The 16,429-nt window shown below is 63.0% G+C and carries 16 protein-coding genes, 1 tRNA gene and 1 pseudogene; 8 read left to right on the top strand and 10 right to left on the bottom strand.

The window, feature by feature from the left end; translation table 11 throughout:
- Window positions 1-41 precede the first annotated feature (41 nt).
- From FJ974_RS08495 to FJ974_RS08485, 3 genes are read right to left on the bottom strand one after another with little or no spacing between them, the layout of a single operon-like run.
- The gene (locus tag FJ974_RS08495; RefSeq protein WP_140529696.1) at window positions 42-1,013 is read right to left on the bottom strand and encodes an ABC transporter permease; all 972 of its coding nucleotides are present in this window, start codon (window positions 1,011-1,013) and stop codon (window positions 42-44) included.
- 1 nt (window position 1,014) lies between these two features.
- Window positions 1,015-2,154, bottom strand: a complete 1,140-nt coding sequence (locus FJ974_RS08490; RefSeq protein WP_140529695.1) for an ABC transporter permease — start codon at window positions 2,152-2,154, stop codon at window positions 1,015-1,017.
- Window positions 2,151-3,683, bottom strand: a complete 1,533-nt coding sequence (locus tag FJ974_RS08485; RefSeq protein ID WP_140529693.1) for an ABC transporter ATP-binding protein — start codon at window positions 3,681-3,683, stop codon at window positions 2,151-2,153. The genes FJ974_RS08490 and FJ974_RS08485 overlap by 4 nt, the downstream gene beginning before the upstream one ends.
- Before the next feature lie 165 nt (window positions 3,684-3,848).
- Between FJ974_RS08485 and FJ974_RS08480 the strand changes: the two genes are divergently transcribed.
- Together FJ974_RS08480 and FJ974_RS08475 are read left to right on the top strand one after the other, a co-directional pair.
- Window positions 3,849-4,058, top strand: coding sequence for a SlyX family protein (locus FJ974_RS08480; protein WP_140529691.1), 210 nt, complete (start codon window positions 3,849-3,851; stop codon window positions 4,056-4,058).
- A 21-nt stretch (window positions 4,059-4,079) separates the two neighbouring features.
- Complete coding sequence (locus tag FJ974_RS08475; protein WP_140529689.1) at window positions 4,080-4,481, top strand: hypothetical protein; 402 nt, start codon at window positions 4,080-4,082, stop codon at window positions 4,479-4,481.
- Between the two features lie 43 nt (window positions 4,482-4,524).
- Here FJ974_RS08475 and FJ974_RS08470 read toward each other — a convergent pair whose 3' ends face one another.
- From FJ974_RS08470 to FJ974_RS08455, 4 genes are all read right to left on the bottom strand, one after another.
- Window positions 4,525-4,986, bottom strand: a complete 462-nt coding sequence (locus tag FJ974_RS08470; protein WP_140529687.1) for a GNAT family N-acetyltransferase — start codon at window positions 4,984-4,986, stop codon at window positions 4,525-4,527.
- A gap of 66 nt (window positions 4,987-5,052) precedes the next feature.
- Window positions 5,053-6,042 carry a BMP family lipoprotein gene (locus tag FJ974_RS08465; protein WP_140529685.1) on the bottom strand — a complete coding sequence of 330 codons (990 nt, stop codon included), beginning with the start codon at window positions 6,040-6,042 and terminating at the stop codon, window positions 5,053-5,055.
- Between the two features lie 208 nt (window positions 6,043-6,250).
- A complete protein-coding gene (locus FJ974_RS08460; protein ID WP_140529683.1) occupies window positions 6,251-6,574 on the bottom strand; it encodes a hypothetical protein in 324 nt (107 codons plus the stop codon).
- A 139-nt stretch (window positions 6,575-6,713) separates the two neighbouring features.
- On the bottom strand, window positions 6,714-7,463 hold the full coding sequence (locus tag FJ974_RS08455) for a hypothetical protein (protein WP_226891528.1): 750 nt from the start codon (window positions 7,461-7,463) through the stop codon (window positions 6,714-6,716).
- A 504-nt stretch (window positions 7,464-7,967) separates the two neighbouring features.
- Here FJ974_RS08455 and FJ974_RS08450 point away from each other — a divergent pair.
- Window positions 7,968-8,057: transfer RNA gene (locus FJ974_RS08450), tRNA-Ser, on the top strand.
- Between the two features lie 320 nt (window positions 8,058-8,377).
- Here the strand turns inward: FJ974_RS08450 and FJ974_RS08445 are convergent.
- A complete protein-coding gene (locus FJ974_RS08445; RefSeq protein ID WP_140529682.1) occupies window positions 8,378-8,965 on the bottom strand; it encodes a TetR/AcrR family transcriptional regulator in 588 nt (195 codons plus the stop codon).
- 98 nt (window positions 8,966-9,063) lie between these two features.
- Between FJ974_RS08445 and FJ974_RS08440 the strand changes: the two genes are divergently transcribed.
- From FJ974_RS08440 to FJ974_RS08430, 3 genes and pseudogenes are all read left to right on the top strand, one after another.
- On the top strand, window positions 9,064-9,879 hold the full coding sequence (locus FJ974_RS08440) for an oxidoreductase (protein WP_140529680.1): 816 nt from the start codon (window positions 9,064-9,066) through the stop codon (window positions 9,877-9,879).
- 82 nt (window positions 9,880-9,961) lie between these two features.
- A pseudogene (locus tag FJ974_RS08435) lies at window positions 9,962-10,117 on the top strand (NADP-dependent oxidoreductase); the annotation flags it as partial.
- A gap of 120 nt (window positions 10,118-10,237) precedes the next feature.
- Window positions 10,238-10,840, top strand: coding sequence for an alpha-ketoglutarate-dependent dioxygenase AlkB (locus FJ974_RS08430; protein WP_140529678.1), 603 nt, complete (start codon window positions 10,238-10,240; stop codon window positions 10,838-10,840).
- Between the two features lie 157 nt (window positions 10,841-10,997).
- On the opposite strand, the gene FJ974_RS08425 is transcribed toward FJ974_RS08430, so the two are convergent.
- Together FJ974_RS08425 and FJ974_RS08420 are read right to left on the bottom strand one after the other, a co-directional pair.
- Window positions 10,998-11,372, bottom strand: coding sequence for a response regulator (locus FJ974_RS08425; protein ID WP_226891526.1), 375 nt, complete (start codon window positions 11,370-11,372; stop codon window positions 10,998-11,000).
- A 5-nt stretch (window positions 11,373-11,377) separates the two neighbouring features.
- Window positions 11,378-14,488: a CheR family methyltransferase gene (locus FJ974_RS08420; RefSeq protein WP_140529675.1), complete on the bottom strand. Its 3,111-nt coding sequence runs from the start codon at window positions 14,486-14,488 to the stop codon at window positions 11,378-11,380.
- Between the two features lie 222 nt (window positions 14,489-14,710).
- Here FJ974_RS08420 and FJ974_RS08415 point away from each other — a divergent pair, with 222 nt between their 5' ends.
- Entirely contained in the window at window positions 14,711-15,124 is a 414-nt protein-coding gene (locus tag FJ974_RS08415; protein ID WP_140529673.1) for a hypothetical protein, read from the top strand.
- Window positions 15,125-15,187: 63 nt separating this feature from the next.
- On the top strand, window positions 15,188-16,378 hold the full coding sequence (locus FJ974_RS08410; RefSeq protein WP_140529671.1) for an NADH-quinone oxidoreductase subunit D: 1,191 nt from the start codon (window positions 15,188-15,190) through the stop codon (window positions 16,376-16,378).
- Window positions 16,379-16,429 lie beyond the last annotated feature (51 nt).

Here is a 16,429-nt window from a genome sequence, read left to right as displayed (position 1 = left end):
CGGACCGGCTTTCGGGAATGCCGATATCCGCCGCCGCGATTTCAGCGCTCCTTGACGTAAGGCACGCCGCCGGCGCGGGGCGGGATCGCCTTGCCGATGAAGCCGGCAAGCAGGATGACGGTCAGCACATAGGGCAATGCCTGCATGAACTGCACCGGCACCTTGCCGATGATGGGCAGCGGCGAGCCTTGCAGGCGGATCGCCGCCGCGTCGAGGAAGCCGAACAAAAGGCAGGCGAACATGGCGTTGACCGGCTTCCATTTGGCGAAGATCAGCGCGGCCAGCGCGATATAGCCCTTGCCGGCGGTCATGTCCTTCACGAAACCGCCATTCTGCACCATCGACAGATAGGCGCCGGCAACGCCGGTGAGAATGCCGGTGCAGATAAGCGCCCGGTAGCGCAACCAGGCGACCGAGATGCCGGCGGTATCGACGGCGGCGGGGTTTTCGCCGACGGCGCGCAACCGGAGCCCGAAGCGGGTGCGGAACAGCACCCACCAGGTGAACGGCACCATGGCGAAGGCAAAATAGACCAGGATGGAATGGCCGGAGATCAGTTCGGCATAGATCGGCCCCAGGATCGGTACATCTCTGAGCGCATCGGCGCCGGGCCAGGCGATCGCCTCGAACCGCTCGCCAGGCTGCAGCGCCGGCGTGCGGCCACCCTGCTGGAACCAGGCCTGGCCGAGAATGATGGTCGATCCGGCCGCGACGAAATTGATAGCGACGCCGGAGACGATCTGGTTGCCGCGGTGAGTGATCGAGGCAAAGCCGTGCACCATTGCGAAGGCGACCGAGATCAGGACGGCCATGCCGAGGCCGAGCAAGGCGGAATGGAAAACCGAAGCGGCGGCAGCGCCCGCAAAGGCGCCGACCAGCATCTTGCCTTCCAGACCGATGTCGAAGATGCCGGCCCGCTCCGAATAGAGGCCGGCCAGGCAGGCAAGCAGCAGCGGCACCGAGAGGCGGATGGTCGAGTCCAGAACCTGGACAACGGCATTGAAAGTGTCCATCTCAGGCGCCCCTTCCCTTGGCCGCTTCCATGCCGACCGATCTCGGGCTGAACGAGGCGAACAGCGCCTGGACGTAGGGCCTGAACATGTGCTCCAGCGCGCCGGCGAACAGGATCACCAGGCCCTGGATGATGACGATCATGTCGCGGCTGATCGCCGGCATCTCGAAGGCGAGTTCGGCGCCGCCCTGGTAGAGCATGCCGAACAGGATCGCCGCCAGCACGATGCCGACCGGATGCAGCCGGCCCATCAGCGCCACGGCGATGCCGACGTAACCGGCGCCGGAGACGAAATCGATCGCGACATTGTGCTGGTCGCCCATCACCGGATTGAGCGCCATCATGCCGGCCAGCGCCCCCGAGATCATCATCGCGGTGAGGATGATGCGGGTTTCCGAAATGCCGGCATAGCGCGCCGCCTTGGGGCTGTGGCCATAGGTGCGCATCTCATAGCCGAGCCTGGTGCGCCAGATCAGCAGCCAGACCAGGAAAGCCATGACCAGCGCCAGCAGGAAGCAGATGTTGAGCGGTGCGGAATGGATCCTGGCGCCGAACAATTCGATGATCCAGTTGAGCTTCGGCAATTCGGCGCCGACCAGGAAATTGCGCGTCTGCGGCGCCTGCGATCCAGCCGGCTTCAACGGGCCGACCAGCAGGTAGACCATCACCGAAGCAGCGATGAAGTTGAACATGATGGTGGTGATGACGATGTGCGAGCCGCGCTTGGCCTGCAGATAGGCCGGGATGAAGCCCCACAACGCCCCGAACACTGCCGAGGCGACAATGGCCATTGGAAAGATCACCCACCAAGGCAGCACGCTGTCGAACGTCAGGCAGACGAGCGCGATGCCGAGGCCGCCGATATAGGCCTGGCCCTCGGTGCCGATATTGAACAGGCTGCAATGCGCGGCCACCGCCACCGAAAGGCCGGTGAAGGTAAAGGTCGTGGCGTAGAACAGGGTGAACGCAATGCCGGTGCCCCTGCCGAACGCGCCTTCGACCAGGATAACGGCGGCGCGGAACGGATTTTCGCCGACCAGCATGACGACGAAGCCGGCGACGATGAAAGCCACCGACAGGTTGATCAGCGGAATCAGGCCGTAGTCGGCCCAGGCCGGCAGCTTGGCGTAAGGCGTGCTCACTCGGCGGCCTCCTGCTGCTCGACGCCCGCCATCAAAAGGCCGAGCTCGCCTTCGGTCGCCTCCGGGCCGCGCTCGCCGACGATGCGGCCGGCAAACATCACCAGGATGCGGTCGGAAAGCGAACGGATCTCGTCGAGCTCGACCGATACCACCAGCACCGCCTTGCCCTGGTCGCGCATGGCGATCAGCCGCTTGTGGATGAATTCGATGGCGCCGACATCGACGCCGCGCGTCGGCTGGCCGACGATCAGCACGCCGGGGTCCTGCTCCATTTCCCGCGCCAGCACGATCTTCTGCTGGTTACCGCCGGAGAAATTGGCCGTCTTCAGCCGCGGATTGCCGGGCCGGATGTCGTATTTCGCGATCTTGTCCTTCGCGTCGGCCATGATCGCGTCAACTTTGAGGAATGGGCCTTTCAAATAACGCTCGTCATCGTGATAGCCGAGGATCGAATTCTCATTCTCCTCGAAGGCGAGCACCAGCCCGACGTGATGGCGATCCTCCGGCACGTGGGCCAGCCCCCGGTCGCGCAACTCGCCGGGATCGGCCTTGCCGGTCAGGTCGATCGGCTTACCCTCGAGCATGACCTCGCCTGAGACGGCGTGCCTGATGCCTGAAATCGCCTCGAGCAATTCCGACTGGCCATTGCCGGCGACGCCGGCGATGCCGACGATCTCGCCGCCGCGCACGTCGAAGGAGACGTCGTCGACCATGGTGACGCCGCGAGAATCCTTCACCGTCAGGTTCTTGACCGCGAGCTTGACGGCGCCGGCTTCCGCCTCGCCTTTCTCGACCCGCAACAGCACGCGCCGCCCGACCATCAGTTCGGCCAGCTCGCCGACCGTGGTCTCCTTCGTCACCCTGGTTGCAACCATCGTGCCCTGGCGCATGACCGAGACCGTATCGGTGATGGCCATGATCTCGCGCAGCTTGTGGGTGATCAGCACGATCGTTTTTCCCTGCTCCTTCAATTGCTTGAGGATGCGGAAGAGGTGGTCGGCCTCGGCCGGCGTCAAAACGCCGGTCGGCTCGTCGAGGATCAGGATCTCGGCGCCTCGGTAGAGCGCCTTGAGGATCTCGACGCGCTGCTGCAGGCCGACCGGCAATTCCTCGATGACGGCGTCGGGATCGACCTCGAGGCCGTATTCGCGCTCCAGCCGCTCGAGTTCCGAGCGCGCCTTGGCGATGCTGCTTTTCAGCAGCGGATCGTTCTCCGCGCCGAGGATGATGTTCTCCAGCACCGAGAAATTGTCGACCAGCATAAAATGCTGGTGCACCATGCCGATGCCGAGCGCGATAGCGGCGTTCGAACTGGTGATCGAGACCGGCTTGCCGCCGACGTGGATCTCGCCGCTGTCAGCCTGGTAGAAGCCGTAGAGGATCGACATCAGCGTCGACTTGCCGGCGCCGTTCTCGCCGACGATGCCGTGGATGGTGCCGCGCGCGATTTCCAGGTTGATGTCGCGGTTGGCGCGCACGGCGCCAAAACTCTTGTTGATGCCTATAAGCTCGATCGCGGCTTGCGCCATGCAGCCTGTCCCACTCTTATTTTTTTATCGCTTGGTCAAAATGCCTAGCATGATGCCCCGCTCGTGCCAATTGGCCGGAGCGCCGTTCACTCTCGACAAATCCCCGCGCGCTTGTCAATTTCGAACGTGCCGACAGCTTAACATTCACGAAACCCGAGGTTTTGAATGACCACGCCCGACGATCGGCTGACGACACTGGAAATCAGCGCCGCCGAGCAGGAAAAGACCATCGAGGAACTGTCCGGTCAGATTGCCGAGCAGTGGAAGGTGATCGAGCGCATGGAACGCAAACTCGCAGCCCTTGCCGATCGTTTCCTGGCTTTGGAGGAGCAGTCGGCCGCCGACGTGCCGGTGACGAAGCCGCCGCACTGGTGAGCGAATAGGAGAGCAACGGTCATGGCCAGTGAAAGCGACCGCATCGCAAGGGCCGGCGACTATGTGTTCGGCCTGATGGACGAGCGGGAGCGCGCGCGGGCCGAGCGCGATCTTGAGATCGATCCCGCCTTTCGCGACGCGGTGCTGAGGCTTGCCGAGCGTATGCGTGTCTTCGAGCCCGCCTCCAACGGCGTGCCGGACAATCGCTGGAAGCTGATCGCGCAACGCATTGGCGAACTGCCGCAGATGCGGCCTGCCGGACTGAAGGAAAGCGAGGCGAAATCGCCGCCCGTCGTGATCCACAGGCTTGAGCGCAAGCCTTATGGCGTCGGCCTGCATTCGCTTGGCGGCCGGCTCGGATTTGTCATCGCGATGGCGCTGCTGGCGGCCTTTGCGCTGGGTTATCTGGTCGGCACGCTATAGCGCAATTCCAGGAAAGTGCGGCCGCGCCTCCCGCCAAATTGCGTCAAGACAAATCTCGCGACATCAAAAGCATCGGCTCGCCGTCCTGTTCGAACGTCTCGACCGCCGACCAGCCGAGCGCTTCGTAAAAACGGCGCGCATCCCAGGTGTAGAGATAAAGCCGGCGGACGCCGGCCGATGCCGCATGGGCTTCGACGGTCCTGACCAATGCCGTGCCGACACCGCGGCCGCGATGCGCTTCGCCGACGATGAGCCCGGCAAGCCACGGCGTCAGCTCATGCGCCGCATCGATCTCGTCGCGGACCAGGAGGCAGCTCCCGACCGGCAAGCTGTTGTCGCGCGCGACGAACGCCGCCTCGAACCCGTCGCCGGCGAGCAGTCCGCGAAGCCCGGCCATGTCCTGTTCCAGCGTCCGCCCCGTGCCGTCGAAGAAGGCGGCGAGGCGAAGCCTTGCGACAGCCTCCACGTCGCTCTCCCCCAGGCCCTCGATCGTCGGTTGCGTCATGCTCCACCTGGAAATGAAACCGCCGGGCTTTCACCCGGCGGTCCTGAGATCGTATTTCGCCGCCGATCAGTACGGGCAGGCGTTGTCCGCGGTATAGTCGTGGACCTTGGTCTTGCCGGAAATGATGTCTGCCTTGGCCTTTTCGACCGCCGCCTTCATGGCGTCGTCGACAAGCGCCTTGTTGTTGTCGTCCATGGCATAGTCGACACCGCCTTCCTTGAGGCCGAGATTCTCGACGCCGCCCTTGAAGGTGCCGTTCTTGCCGTCCATGAAGGCCGTGTAGACGGCGACGTCGACGCGCTTCAGCATCGAGGTCAGCACCTTGCCGGGCTGCAGGCCGTTCTGGTTGGAATCGACACCGATGCCGAGCTTGCCGGCATCAGCCGCCGCCTGCAGCACGCCGACGCCGGTGCCGCCGGCCGCCGCGTAGACGACGTCGGCGCCTTGGTCGATCTGGGTCTTGGCGATTTCGCCGCCTTTGGCCGGGTCGTTCCAGGCGGCCGGCGTGTCGCCGGTCATGTTCTGGATGACCTCGGTCGCCCCGGCCGACTTGGCGCCGCCGACATAGCCGCATTCGAACTTGCGGATCAGCGGGATGTCCATGCCGCCGACGAAGCCGACCTTCTTCGACTTCGACGCCATCGCCGCCATGATGCCGACGAGGTAAGAGCCTTCGTTCTCCTTGAACACCAGCGAGCGGACATTGGGCAGGTCGACGGCATCGTCGATGATGGCGAAGTTGAGGTCGGTATATTCGGCCGCGACCTTCTTCAGTGCATCCTCCCAGGCAAAGCCCGCCATGACGATCGGGTTCCGGCCATCCTCGGCGAAGCGGCGCAGCGCCTGCTCGCGCTGCGAGGCGTTGGAGACTTCGAATTCGACATAGGCGACGCCGGTTTCGGCCTTGAACTTCTCGGCGCCGTGATAGGCGGCCTCGTTGAAGGATTTGTCGAACTTGCCGCCGAGATCGTAAAGAATGGCCGGCTGGACATCCGCGGCGAAAGCCGGAAGAACCATTGCGGTTGCGGCCAGGAGGCCGAGAACGATACGTTTCATGTGATCCACACCCTGTCGGTTATTTTCCGTTATGCGTCGCTTGCCCACCCGGTTCTCCGGCGGGGTTGCGGCGTCAGGCAGGAAGTGTTTGCCCCTCCCGCTCGCGGCAATCTGGCACGGCCCGAAACAAAATTCACGTGGAATTTTGCCCTCTTGGAAAGCGAGCATCCGGCAGCCAGGTTCGGCCAAAGCCTTTCGGGCGGGCGACTCAGTTGGTCGGAGCGAATTCCGCGCGGCGCCGGCGCCGGTAGCCGACGGCGTAAAGCAGGAACGCCAGCACTGCGAACACGGCAAAGCCGGGTTGGCTCAGCACCAAGGCGACGGCGCCGTCCCAGACCAGCGGCCCGGCCTTGGCGCGCACGAAGGTCTCGAAGGCCGCGCGCGTGTCCGGCGAGACCGCCAGCCAACTCGCATTGAGCGGCGTCATGACCAGCGCCGAAGCCGCGACCGAGCGCGTGGTGTCGATCACCGCCATGATGACGGAAATCGACAACGCAACCATCGCCGCCAGCCGAAAGATGAAACGCAGCATCGAACGCTTTCCCCGAAAAGCTCACCTTACCCGCCACCGACATAGAGCGTGCGCAATAGGCGCGCAATCGCGACACGTGAATTTGAGCATCGTGATGCAATTCCGGGCGAAACTGCTTCACACTTTTCCTGGAATTGCTTTAGGCGACCGGCACCTTTTTGCGCCGATTGACCCGCCAGACGGCGGAGATGCCGCCGGCGATCGCTCCGATCACCAGGCCCGCCAGGCCGATGAAGGCGGCGAAAAATCCGCAGGCGCCCTCGAAGCAGCTCATATCAGTGGCGTCGGCAATCAGCGATCCGGCGAAGAACCCGGCGCAGGCGCCGATTGCGCCGCCAAGGATGATGCCGAGCAAGGCGGCAAGGATCGAGACCAGCACCGGCGGCCGTTCGGTCTCGGGATTGGCGTAGACCGCCTCGGCGCCGGTGCCGCGCCGCAGCAGATAGATGCAGAGCAGGCCGATGGCGATCTCGGCGATGGTGTACGCCAGCGCCTCGGCCGAGAAGACGAAATCGGGCGCCAGCAATAGGTAGGCCTGGCGAACGACAAGCCACACGATGATGACGACCTGCCAAATCGTGTAATGGCGCGGGAAGCGCGCCGACCGGTTGAAGGCAAGGCCAAGCAGATAAAGTCCCCACAAAATGGTGACGATGCCGCCGGTGAGCCCGCCGTAAATCAGGAAGAACACGCTGTCCGGCAAGCTGAAGTCGCCGATCAGCCGCCAGCTGGAGAACAGGCCGTAAGCCGACAACGCCATGACGATGACGAGCCACGCCACCGGCACGTAAGCGAGCCCGCTGTCCGGCCGTCCCGCAGGTTGCTGGTCGATCGACGCCATGCCAGGACCCGCAAAGCCCGAAGCAATCCCCGGAAAAATGCGCAGCATTTTCCGTCCGGAATTGCGTGAAAACAAAATCCCGGCCCACTCGACAGACGACCGGCGTCGAAGTCAAGCGCGCCAAACGGCGCGGACTGGCCTGTACACATCATTCGAGGGCGTCGCACGCATCGCAAAGGCGTGCTCGCGGCCTTTTGTGGCAAAAGCCTTTACAAACGCAATATGGCTTGGCATTCGCCGGCGGATCGACTAGATGAGCCCCGCGCCTGTTGGCTGAGGTGTGTTGAGATTCAGGTCAGGCCGAGTCGAAATTGGCGGTTTCCGAGAACCGGAGCGGAGCGTACTTGAAGTACGTGAGCACCGGAAGCGCAGGAAACCGGCATTTGCAGGCCGGCATCACCTGAATATCAACACACCTTAGACGGCTAGAGGTGCAGGGGAAGGGTTGCCCGCCGGTTGAGGGCACCCCATATGGTCCGCCGAGGCATTCCCGCGGGAGCTGCATCTCCCCAACCCGCGCGGCGAAACCGGCCGGCGCGCCATGCAAAAGACGGAGAGGTGGCCGAGTGGTTGAAGGCGCACGCCTGGAAAGTGTGTTTACGGGAAACCGTAACGCGGGTTCGAATCCCGCTCTCTCCGCCAATAATTTTCCTAATAATTCAATATTATCAACAGTTTGTAGGACCAGACGAGCACCTCCAAGCTGAAACATCCGTGATCTGTGTAACAAACCGGCAACGAATCCACTTAGTCCGCCAAGCCGTCGGGCAAGGTGGCCTTCCCGGGCGGCCGCGGTGGCGCGAGCAACCGCCAGACGTTGACGCTCGACATTGAGCCAGTCAGCTTCTCGTTTAGGCCGTTAACGGACTCGCAGTTTCGGGCGTCCGATATTCAATATCGGACCTTCAGGTCGGTTCGAGCATCGTCGTGAGTTAACCCAAAACAGAGTGACCGCCGACGCGTCACGAAGCCTCGTCATCCCGACATGGCTGGATCAGCGTCCGCGCCGCGACGGCACCTGCCGCCAGGATGCGATCCGACAGTTCCGTCCCTTCAACGGCCCGGGCCATCTGAAGGGCGCCGATAAGGGTCGCAAAGATGCCCAGCGCAACGCCCTCCGGATCCTGGGCCTGGGGCGACAGTTCCGCCGATACCTGACGCACCAGGGTCAGCAAGCGCTCGGTATACAGTTGACGGGTTTCGGAAGGCTCGCGTGCAATTTCCGGCAACAACGCGGCAGACGCGCAACCCTGTCCCGGATTGTCCCGGTGCGCCGCCGACAGATAGGCGTCTATGGCCATGTCCAGGCCACCGGCGGCCAAAGCTTGGCGGATTTGGTCTGATTGATCCTCCAGAGCCGCCGCCACGCTTTCACGGACGAGCGCCGCCTTGGACTGAAAGTGCGGATAGAAAGCCCCGTTGGTCATCCCGGCGTCCTTCATGACGCTTGCCAGTCCGGATGCAGCGATGCCGTCACACCGGAAACGTTCGGCGGCGACCTCCATGATCCGGCTGCGCGATGCGTCCTTCCGGCCCTTTTCGTAGCGCATGGCTGCGTTTCCTCTATTGCATTATGATTGTAATGTGATATTACGATCATAATTCAACTCGGGCGAAAAAGCCAGCCCTCATGATTTTGGAGCACCAAATGAACAGGAATTCGGGAAAGACCGCGCTCGTAACCGGAGCCTCCTCGGGCATCGGACGCGCCAGTGCGGAAGCGTTGGCGCGAGCAGGATTTACCGTGTTCGGAACAAGCCGCCGCGAGCTCGGCGACAGCCCGAACGGAGTAACCATGCTGGTTTGCGACGTGACCGACGATGAGGCCGTTGCCGCGCTCGTTTCGACGATACACGCGCGGACCGGCCGCATCGATCTTCTGGTCAACAATGCCGGCGTTGGCCTGCTTGGAGGGGCCGAGGAATCCTCCGTCGCCCAGGTGCAGGCCCTGTTCGACGTCAATCTGTTCGGCGTCATGCGCGTGACCAATGCAGTGTTGCCGTCGATGCGGCGGCGTGGCGAGGGGCGCATCATCAATATCGGCTCGATCCTGGGATTGGTACCCGCGCCATATTCTGCGCATTACTCCGCGGTCAAGCACGCGCTCGAAGGTTACTCGGAATCGCTCGATCATGAGGTTCGCGCCTTCAACGTTCGCGTCTCGGTCATCGAGCCGGCATTCGTGCGCACCGTCTTCGACCAGAATGGGATCGAGCCGGATTCCGTCTTGAAGGAATACGATCGGGCGCGAGCCGGGCTCAAGGCGCTGCTTGCCGATGTGATGCCCAAAGCCGATCGGCCCGAAGTGGTGGCGGATGTGGTCGTCAAGGCAGCGACCGATGCCCGTCCGCGACGGCGCTATACCGCCGGCAAGGCAGCGCGCCAGGTCAGCCTGCTGCGTCGCTTCGCGCCTGCCGGAATGTTCGACAAGACCTTGCGCAAACAGTTCCGCTTGCCTGTCTGAACGGCCCAGCGAGGTCCCCCAGCTCACGAACTCCGGCTCGTCTCATACCGGAGATCGAAAGCCGCTTTAGAAAGTGAACATGATGAAAGCCTTTGTTGTCGATAAATATGGAAAGAAGGGCGCATTGCGGCTTGCCGAAATGCCCGAGCCGGATCTGCTGGACGATGATGTCCTGGTCGAGATCCATGCCGCCGGCGTGAACCTTCTGGATATCAAGATCCGGGACGGAGAGTTTAAAAGCGAAACTGATTTAGCTTCAGAGGGCGGTCGAGGCTAGGCCGCATTCCTCAGAATGCGAAACACGCTAACCCCGCAAAATGGCCTTGTGAGTGAGGCGACGGCTCCTATCTAAAATCCCATGCCATCATCAAATGCCAGAACCGCGGCGCCGCTGCGCCAAGGCGACCTTTTCGGCGCGCCCGACGGCATGCCGGAAGGGTTCCGCTACCGGCCGGAGCTGATCACGCAGGACGAAGAACGAGACCTGGTCCGTCACATCGAAGACCTGCCGTTCAAGCCGTTCGATTTCCATGGCCATCTCGCCAACCGGCAGGTTGTCGGGTTCGGCCTTCGCTACGACTATGAGCGACGCCAGGTCGTGGAGGCTCCGCCAATGCCGGATTTTCTGCTGCCGCTTCGCCAGAAGGTCGGCGACTTCGCCGGCTGCTCAGCCGCCGAATTCGCGCAGGTGCTGATCAACGAGTATCGCCCCGGCGCAGGTATCGGCTGGCATCGCGACAAGCCGCATTTCGAGCTTGTCGCCGGCGTCTCGCTTCTGGCGCCGTGCAGCTTCCGGCTGCGCCGCAGGAACGGAACGACATGGGACCGCCAGACGATCGAGGTCGAGCCGAGATCCGTCTATCTCATGGCCGGCTCGGCGCGAAACGAATGGGAACACAGCATCCCGCCGCTCGAGCAGCACCGCTACTCGATCACATTCCGAACGCTCCGCGCCGCCTGAACGGCTGGATGTGACGGCCCCGGGCGATTCGCGATTGCCGTGGCCTGAGCAATTCCAGGAAATTGCGCAGCGGTTTTCCGCCCGCCCACTTGGGCAGCTCAGCCTCTCTGCGCTTCTCGTTCGGGAGCTCATCGATCCCCTCACCTGCGGCTGCCGTTCACCCAACGTTCGGCGCGACATGATTGCCGGCAAGCGCGATCACCATCGCGATCAGCTCCGCGCGCTCCACCGGTTTTTGCAGGACCTTTATGCCGGCAAACCGGGGCGGTATCTCGGCGCGGCCGTAGCCGGTGACGAAGGCGAACGGGATGACTTTCTCCACAAGCATGTCCGCCAGCTGGTAACTGGTCTCGTTGTTCAGCTGGATGTCCAGAAGCGCGACATCGAGCTTTTGGCCCTTGATGCGATCGATGGCCGCCTTGACCGACGGCACCGGGCCGACGATCCGGTGGCCGACGTCCCTGAGCTGCGCTGCGTGGTCCTCCGCGATCAGCCACTCGTCTTCCACGATCAGGATACGCAATGCGGCCACCAGCTTCAGGCCTGTTTGTCGAGTTGAAACGAAATCCTTACTTCTAAACCCGCTGGGTGGAAAAATGTTTCAGCCGTGCCGCTCAATCGATATTCGATCTCGCCCTTGACGAGCGAAAGTCCGAAGCCGCCATGCTCCGGCTCCGCCACGAGCGGCCCGCCGATCTCCTTCCACGCCAGCTGCAGATTATTGCCGTCGTGTGACCATTCGACTGCAACCCGGCCGCCGTCCTTGCTCAGCGCGCCATATTTCGCCGCGTTGGTCGCAAGTTCGTGGACGACCATGCCGAGCGAGAGAGCCTGTTGAGGCCCCAGCTTGATCGGGGGACCGTCGAGCGAGAAGCGTTTGGGATCGAAGGGCGCGGCTTCCTGGGCGACCAGTTCCTCGATCGACACGTCCGTCCAGTTTTCCCGCGACAGCACGCCGTAGGCGCGCGCCATGGCGTTGAGCCGGCCGAGCAGCGCGGTTGCGAATTCCTCCTTGGTCGAGGAGTTCTCGACCGTGCGGTTAGCGATGCTGGTCACCACCGCCAGCATGTTCTTGACGCGATGGTTGAGCTCCGAGATCAGCACCTTCTGGTGCTCCTCCGCCTCGGCGAGCGGCGTGACGTCGACCAGCGTCACCACGACCCCCTGGATGCGGGCGCCCTTGTCACGGTAGGGCACGAGCCGCACCAGATAGAAGCTGCCTTGCGCATCGCGGGCGAGATGATGCGCGACCGGTAGGCCGGTCTCGAACACCCGCTGGATCTGGCTGTGCATCTCCGGATAGTCGAGCTGGCTCGACAGATCGGTAAGCGGCCGTCCGACATCGGATGCGCGTAGGTTGAAGAAGGCGGACGCGGCGGGGGTGAAAGTGCGGATGACCAGTTCGTGATCGAGAAACACCGTCGCGATCTCCGTGCTTTCGAACAGGTTCTTCAAATCGCTGTTAGCCCGGTCGAGCTCATCGATCTTGTTGGTCAGCTCCGCATTGATCGTGTTCAGCTCCTCGTTGAGCGACTGCATCTCCTCCTTGGAGGCTTCCAGCTCCTCATTGGTCGACTGCGCCTCTTCGTTGACGGAAACCAGCTCCTCGTTGGAGGATTTCACCTCCTCCAACGCCGTTTCGTACTCCTCGATCGTCGACTGCAGCCTTTCGCGCGTGTCGCGAAGTTCGCGCTCGAAATGCGCGATATCGTCGGGACCCGGGTGTCCGCGCTCGGTCTCCGATTTGTCGCGGAAGGGGCCGGCCGGCTGGAACAGGACGAGGTAGAACGCCTCGCCGTTGCCGTGCTCCGGCAGCGGCTCCACTACGATGTTTACCAGTTGCACACGGTCATCCTCGCCGTCCACGACGACGTTTTCGCGCGTAACGATCTGACGGGTGGTCGCGGCATCGCGCAGCGCCGCGCGCAAATCGAGCCGCAGCCCGCGCCGCGCCATGCTGAGCAATTGGCGGCTGGGCACGCCCTGAGGCGGTTCGAGATATCGTCCGGTGCGCGTGGAATAATAGACCACATCGCCGTCCGCGCTGACGACGACATGCGGCGGCGCATAGCGGTCCAGTACCTGCGATTCCACCGACTGGCGAAGAGCACCACCGCCGATCTCACCGCGTTTTCCCTGTCGTGCGCCCGATCCGAAGGAAGCGGCCCGACCGCCTTCGCCGACCAGCAGCGGCAGGCGCGATTTCGGGGCAACATCCTTGCGCGCCCTGAAGATGCGCTGCTTCTTGTCGACGACCGAGAAAAGGTCGCCATGCTGGCCGATGCTTTCCGACGTGCCGAGGAAAAGATAGCCGCCGGGCTTCAGGGCGTAATGGAAAATGGGGATGACCCGGTTCTGGATGTCAGGCCCGAAATAGATGAGCAGGTTGCGGCACGACACCATGTCCATGCGCGAGAACGGCGGATCCTTGATGACGCTGTGCGGCGAGAAGATGCAGAGTTCGCGCACTTCGCCGGTCAGCACGAAGCTGCCACCTTCATTGACGAAGAAGCGCTGCCGCCTCTCTGCCGAGACGCCTTCGAGCAGGTTGGCCGGATAGCGCGCGGCGCGCGCGACGGTGAGCGCCGGCTCGTCGATGTCGGTGGCGAAGATCTGTATCTTGGGGATCGCCGACAAAGTGTCCACGTGTTCGCGCAGTAGGATGCCCAGCGAAAACACTTCCTCGCCGGTGGCGCAGCCGGGAACCCATAGCCTGACCATATCCGATGCGGTTTTGCCCTCGAACAATTTCGGGACGATCTTCTTCTCCAGCAACTCGAAAGCTTCGGGGTCACGGAAGAAATTGGTCACGTTGATGAGCAGATCGCGAAACAGCGCTGTGACCTCGCGCGGGTCTTTGCGCAACAGGTCGATGTAACCCGCCATCGACTTCATCTGGTTGAGCTGCATGCGCCGCTTGACACGGCGAATGAAGGTCTTGGTCTTGTAGCCGGAAAAATCGTGGCCGGAGCGGGCACGAAGAATGCCGTAGATCTCCTCGCTGGTGCGGTCGATATCGTCGCCCGGGGCCTTGCCGTCGCTCTCCGTCCAAAGATCGAGCATGCCGATGCCGCGCGTGAACTGCGTGAGCTTTTCACCCATCTCCTGCGCGGGGGCGGCGATGTCGACGACGCCGCTGGCGATCGCGCTCTGCGGCATGTCGGGGTTGCGCGGACCGGAGCCGTCGCCAGCCTGTGCCAGGACGAAGCCGCCATGCTCCTTGATCATTTTCGCTCCAAGCGTCCCGTCACCGTCACCGCCCGACAGGATGACACCCACGGCATATTCGCCCTGGTCCTCGGCCAAGGAACTGAAGAAGACATCGATCGGCTTGCGTTCGCGGTTGGCTATGTTAGGCCGCTGGAGCTGCAGATTGCCGCTTCTGATCGTCAGCACGGCATTTTGCGGCATCACATAGACATGGTCCGGCCGCGCCTCGATGCCATCCTTGGCGACCGCCACAGGCATCGTCGTGTACCGCCCCAGCACTTCATGCAGCAGGCTTTCCCGCTCCGGACTGAGATGGGTGACGATGACGAAGGCCATGCCGGGAGCCTCCGGCAGGCCCCTGAACAGGCTTTCCATCGCCGGGACGCCCCCTGCGGACGCGCCGATGCCGACGATCGGATGTCTTGGTTTTGTGGACACGAACGCCGCCTTTCTCGCCGACTGGCCTCAGTGCAAATAAAGGCTGCAACGCCAAAGGCCACGCTAAGCCTATTTCGGCGCGCCCGCCAGAATTTTAGGATGCCCGCCCGGTCCGTCTCATGACGCCGGGAGGGAATGATCTTGGCCCTGCCTCGCAAGCCGGGAACCATAGTCCGGCAGAGGGGTTGTGTCGTCAGACTTCAAGGCATGGAAGGAAAGACGATGCGGACGTTGACGATGGTCCTCACGCTTTCAGCATTGGCACTGGCGCAGCCTGTATCGGCCCAGCGTGCCGACCCGCAGCCGCCCCAGGCCCAGCCGCCGGCGCAGCAACCCTTGCCGCCGGCGCAGGATCCGTCGCTTGGCCAGGCGCAGCCCGGAGGTGGTTCCGGTCAGACCTTCACCACCATTGTCCTGGTGCCCATCGAGGAGCTGCCGGCTGAGATCAAGGCCCAGGCGGAGGCCGTGATTACCCAGACCAGCGCCGAGGACATGCTGAAGCTGCAGAACTCGGTCGATGCCTCGCCCGAGGCGATGTCGGTCCTGAGAGCGAATGGACTGAATTCCTCGCAAGTGGTCGCCGCCAATGTCGACGGCGACGGCACGCTGACGCTGATCATCCAGACGACGACATGACCGCGGCCATCAAGCGCAGCCGACCGGCTTAGGCCATAACGAACCAATCTCGCGGAGGGCCTCATGGCCGAAGCGGCAGTCCGCAGCTTCACCCTCAACTTCGGACCGCAGCACCCCTCGGCGCACGGCGTGCTCAGGCTGGTGCTGGAACTGGACGGCGAGATCGTCGACCGTGCCGATCCGCATATCGGCCTGCTGCATCGCGGCACCGAGAAGCTGATCGAATACAAGAACTACCTGCAGGCGCTGCCCTATTTCGACCGCCTCGACTATGTGGCGCCGATGAACCAGGAGCATGCCTTTTGCCTTGCCGCCGAGAAGCTGCTCGAACTATCGGTCCCGCGGCGCGGACAGCTGATCCGCGTGCTGTTTTGCGAGATCGGACGGCTGCTGTCGCACCTGCTCAACATCACCACGCAGGCCATGGATATCGGCGCGCTGACGCCGCCGCTCTGGGGCTTCGCCGAACGCGAGAAGCTGATGGTCTTCTACGAGCGTGCGTCCGGCGCCCGCATGCACGCGAACTATTTCAGGGTCGGCGGCGTGCACCAGGATCTGCCGGGGCAGTTGCTCGACGACATCTGGGATTTCTGCGATCCGTTCCTCAAAGCATTGAGCAATCTCGATGAACTCTTGACCGAAAACCGCATCTTCAAGCAGCGCAATGTCGACGTCGGCGTGATCGGACAGGATGATGCCTGGGCTTTTGGGTTCTCCGGCCCCATGGTGCGTGGCTCGGGCGCGGCATGGGATCTGCGCAAGGCGCAGCCTTACGAATGCTACCCTGAGATGGATTTCGACATTCCCGTCGGCAAGAACGGCGATTGCTACGACCGCTATCTCGTGCGCATGGAGGAGATGCGGCAGTCGGTGCGGATCATGAGGCAATGCCTGGAGAAGCTGCGCTCGCCCGACGGGCACGGCCCGGTCGCCGTCCCGAACCAGAAGATCACGCCGCCGCCGCGCGCCACCATGAAGCGCTCGATGGAAGCGACGATCCATCATTTCAAGCTATACACCGAAGGGCATCGCGTCCCGCCTGGAGAAGTCTATGCCGCGGTGGAAGCGCCGAAAGGCGAATTCGGCGTCTATCTGGTCTCGGACGGCGGCAATGTACCCTATCGCTGCAAGATACGTGCGCCGTCTTTCGCCCATCTGCAGGCAATGGACTTCCTGTCGCGCGGACACATGGTCGCCGACGTCGCGGCGATCATCGGTTCGCTTGACATCGTCTTCGGCGAAATCGATCGCTGATGATGTCCCCGGCATCGGCTGCCGAACGCAGCTGTCCGCTTGGCGGGGAGA

The sequence above is a fragment of the Mesorhizobium sp. B1-1-8 genome, from assembly GCF_006442795.2.
In the GTDB taxonomy this organism is placed as follows: domain Bacteria; phylum Pseudomonadota; class Alphaproteobacteria; order Rhizobiales; family Rhizobiaceae; genus Mesorhizobium.
Note: the sequence above shows the minus strand (reverse complement) of the source record. Positions and strands in the feature narration are given on the sequence as shown.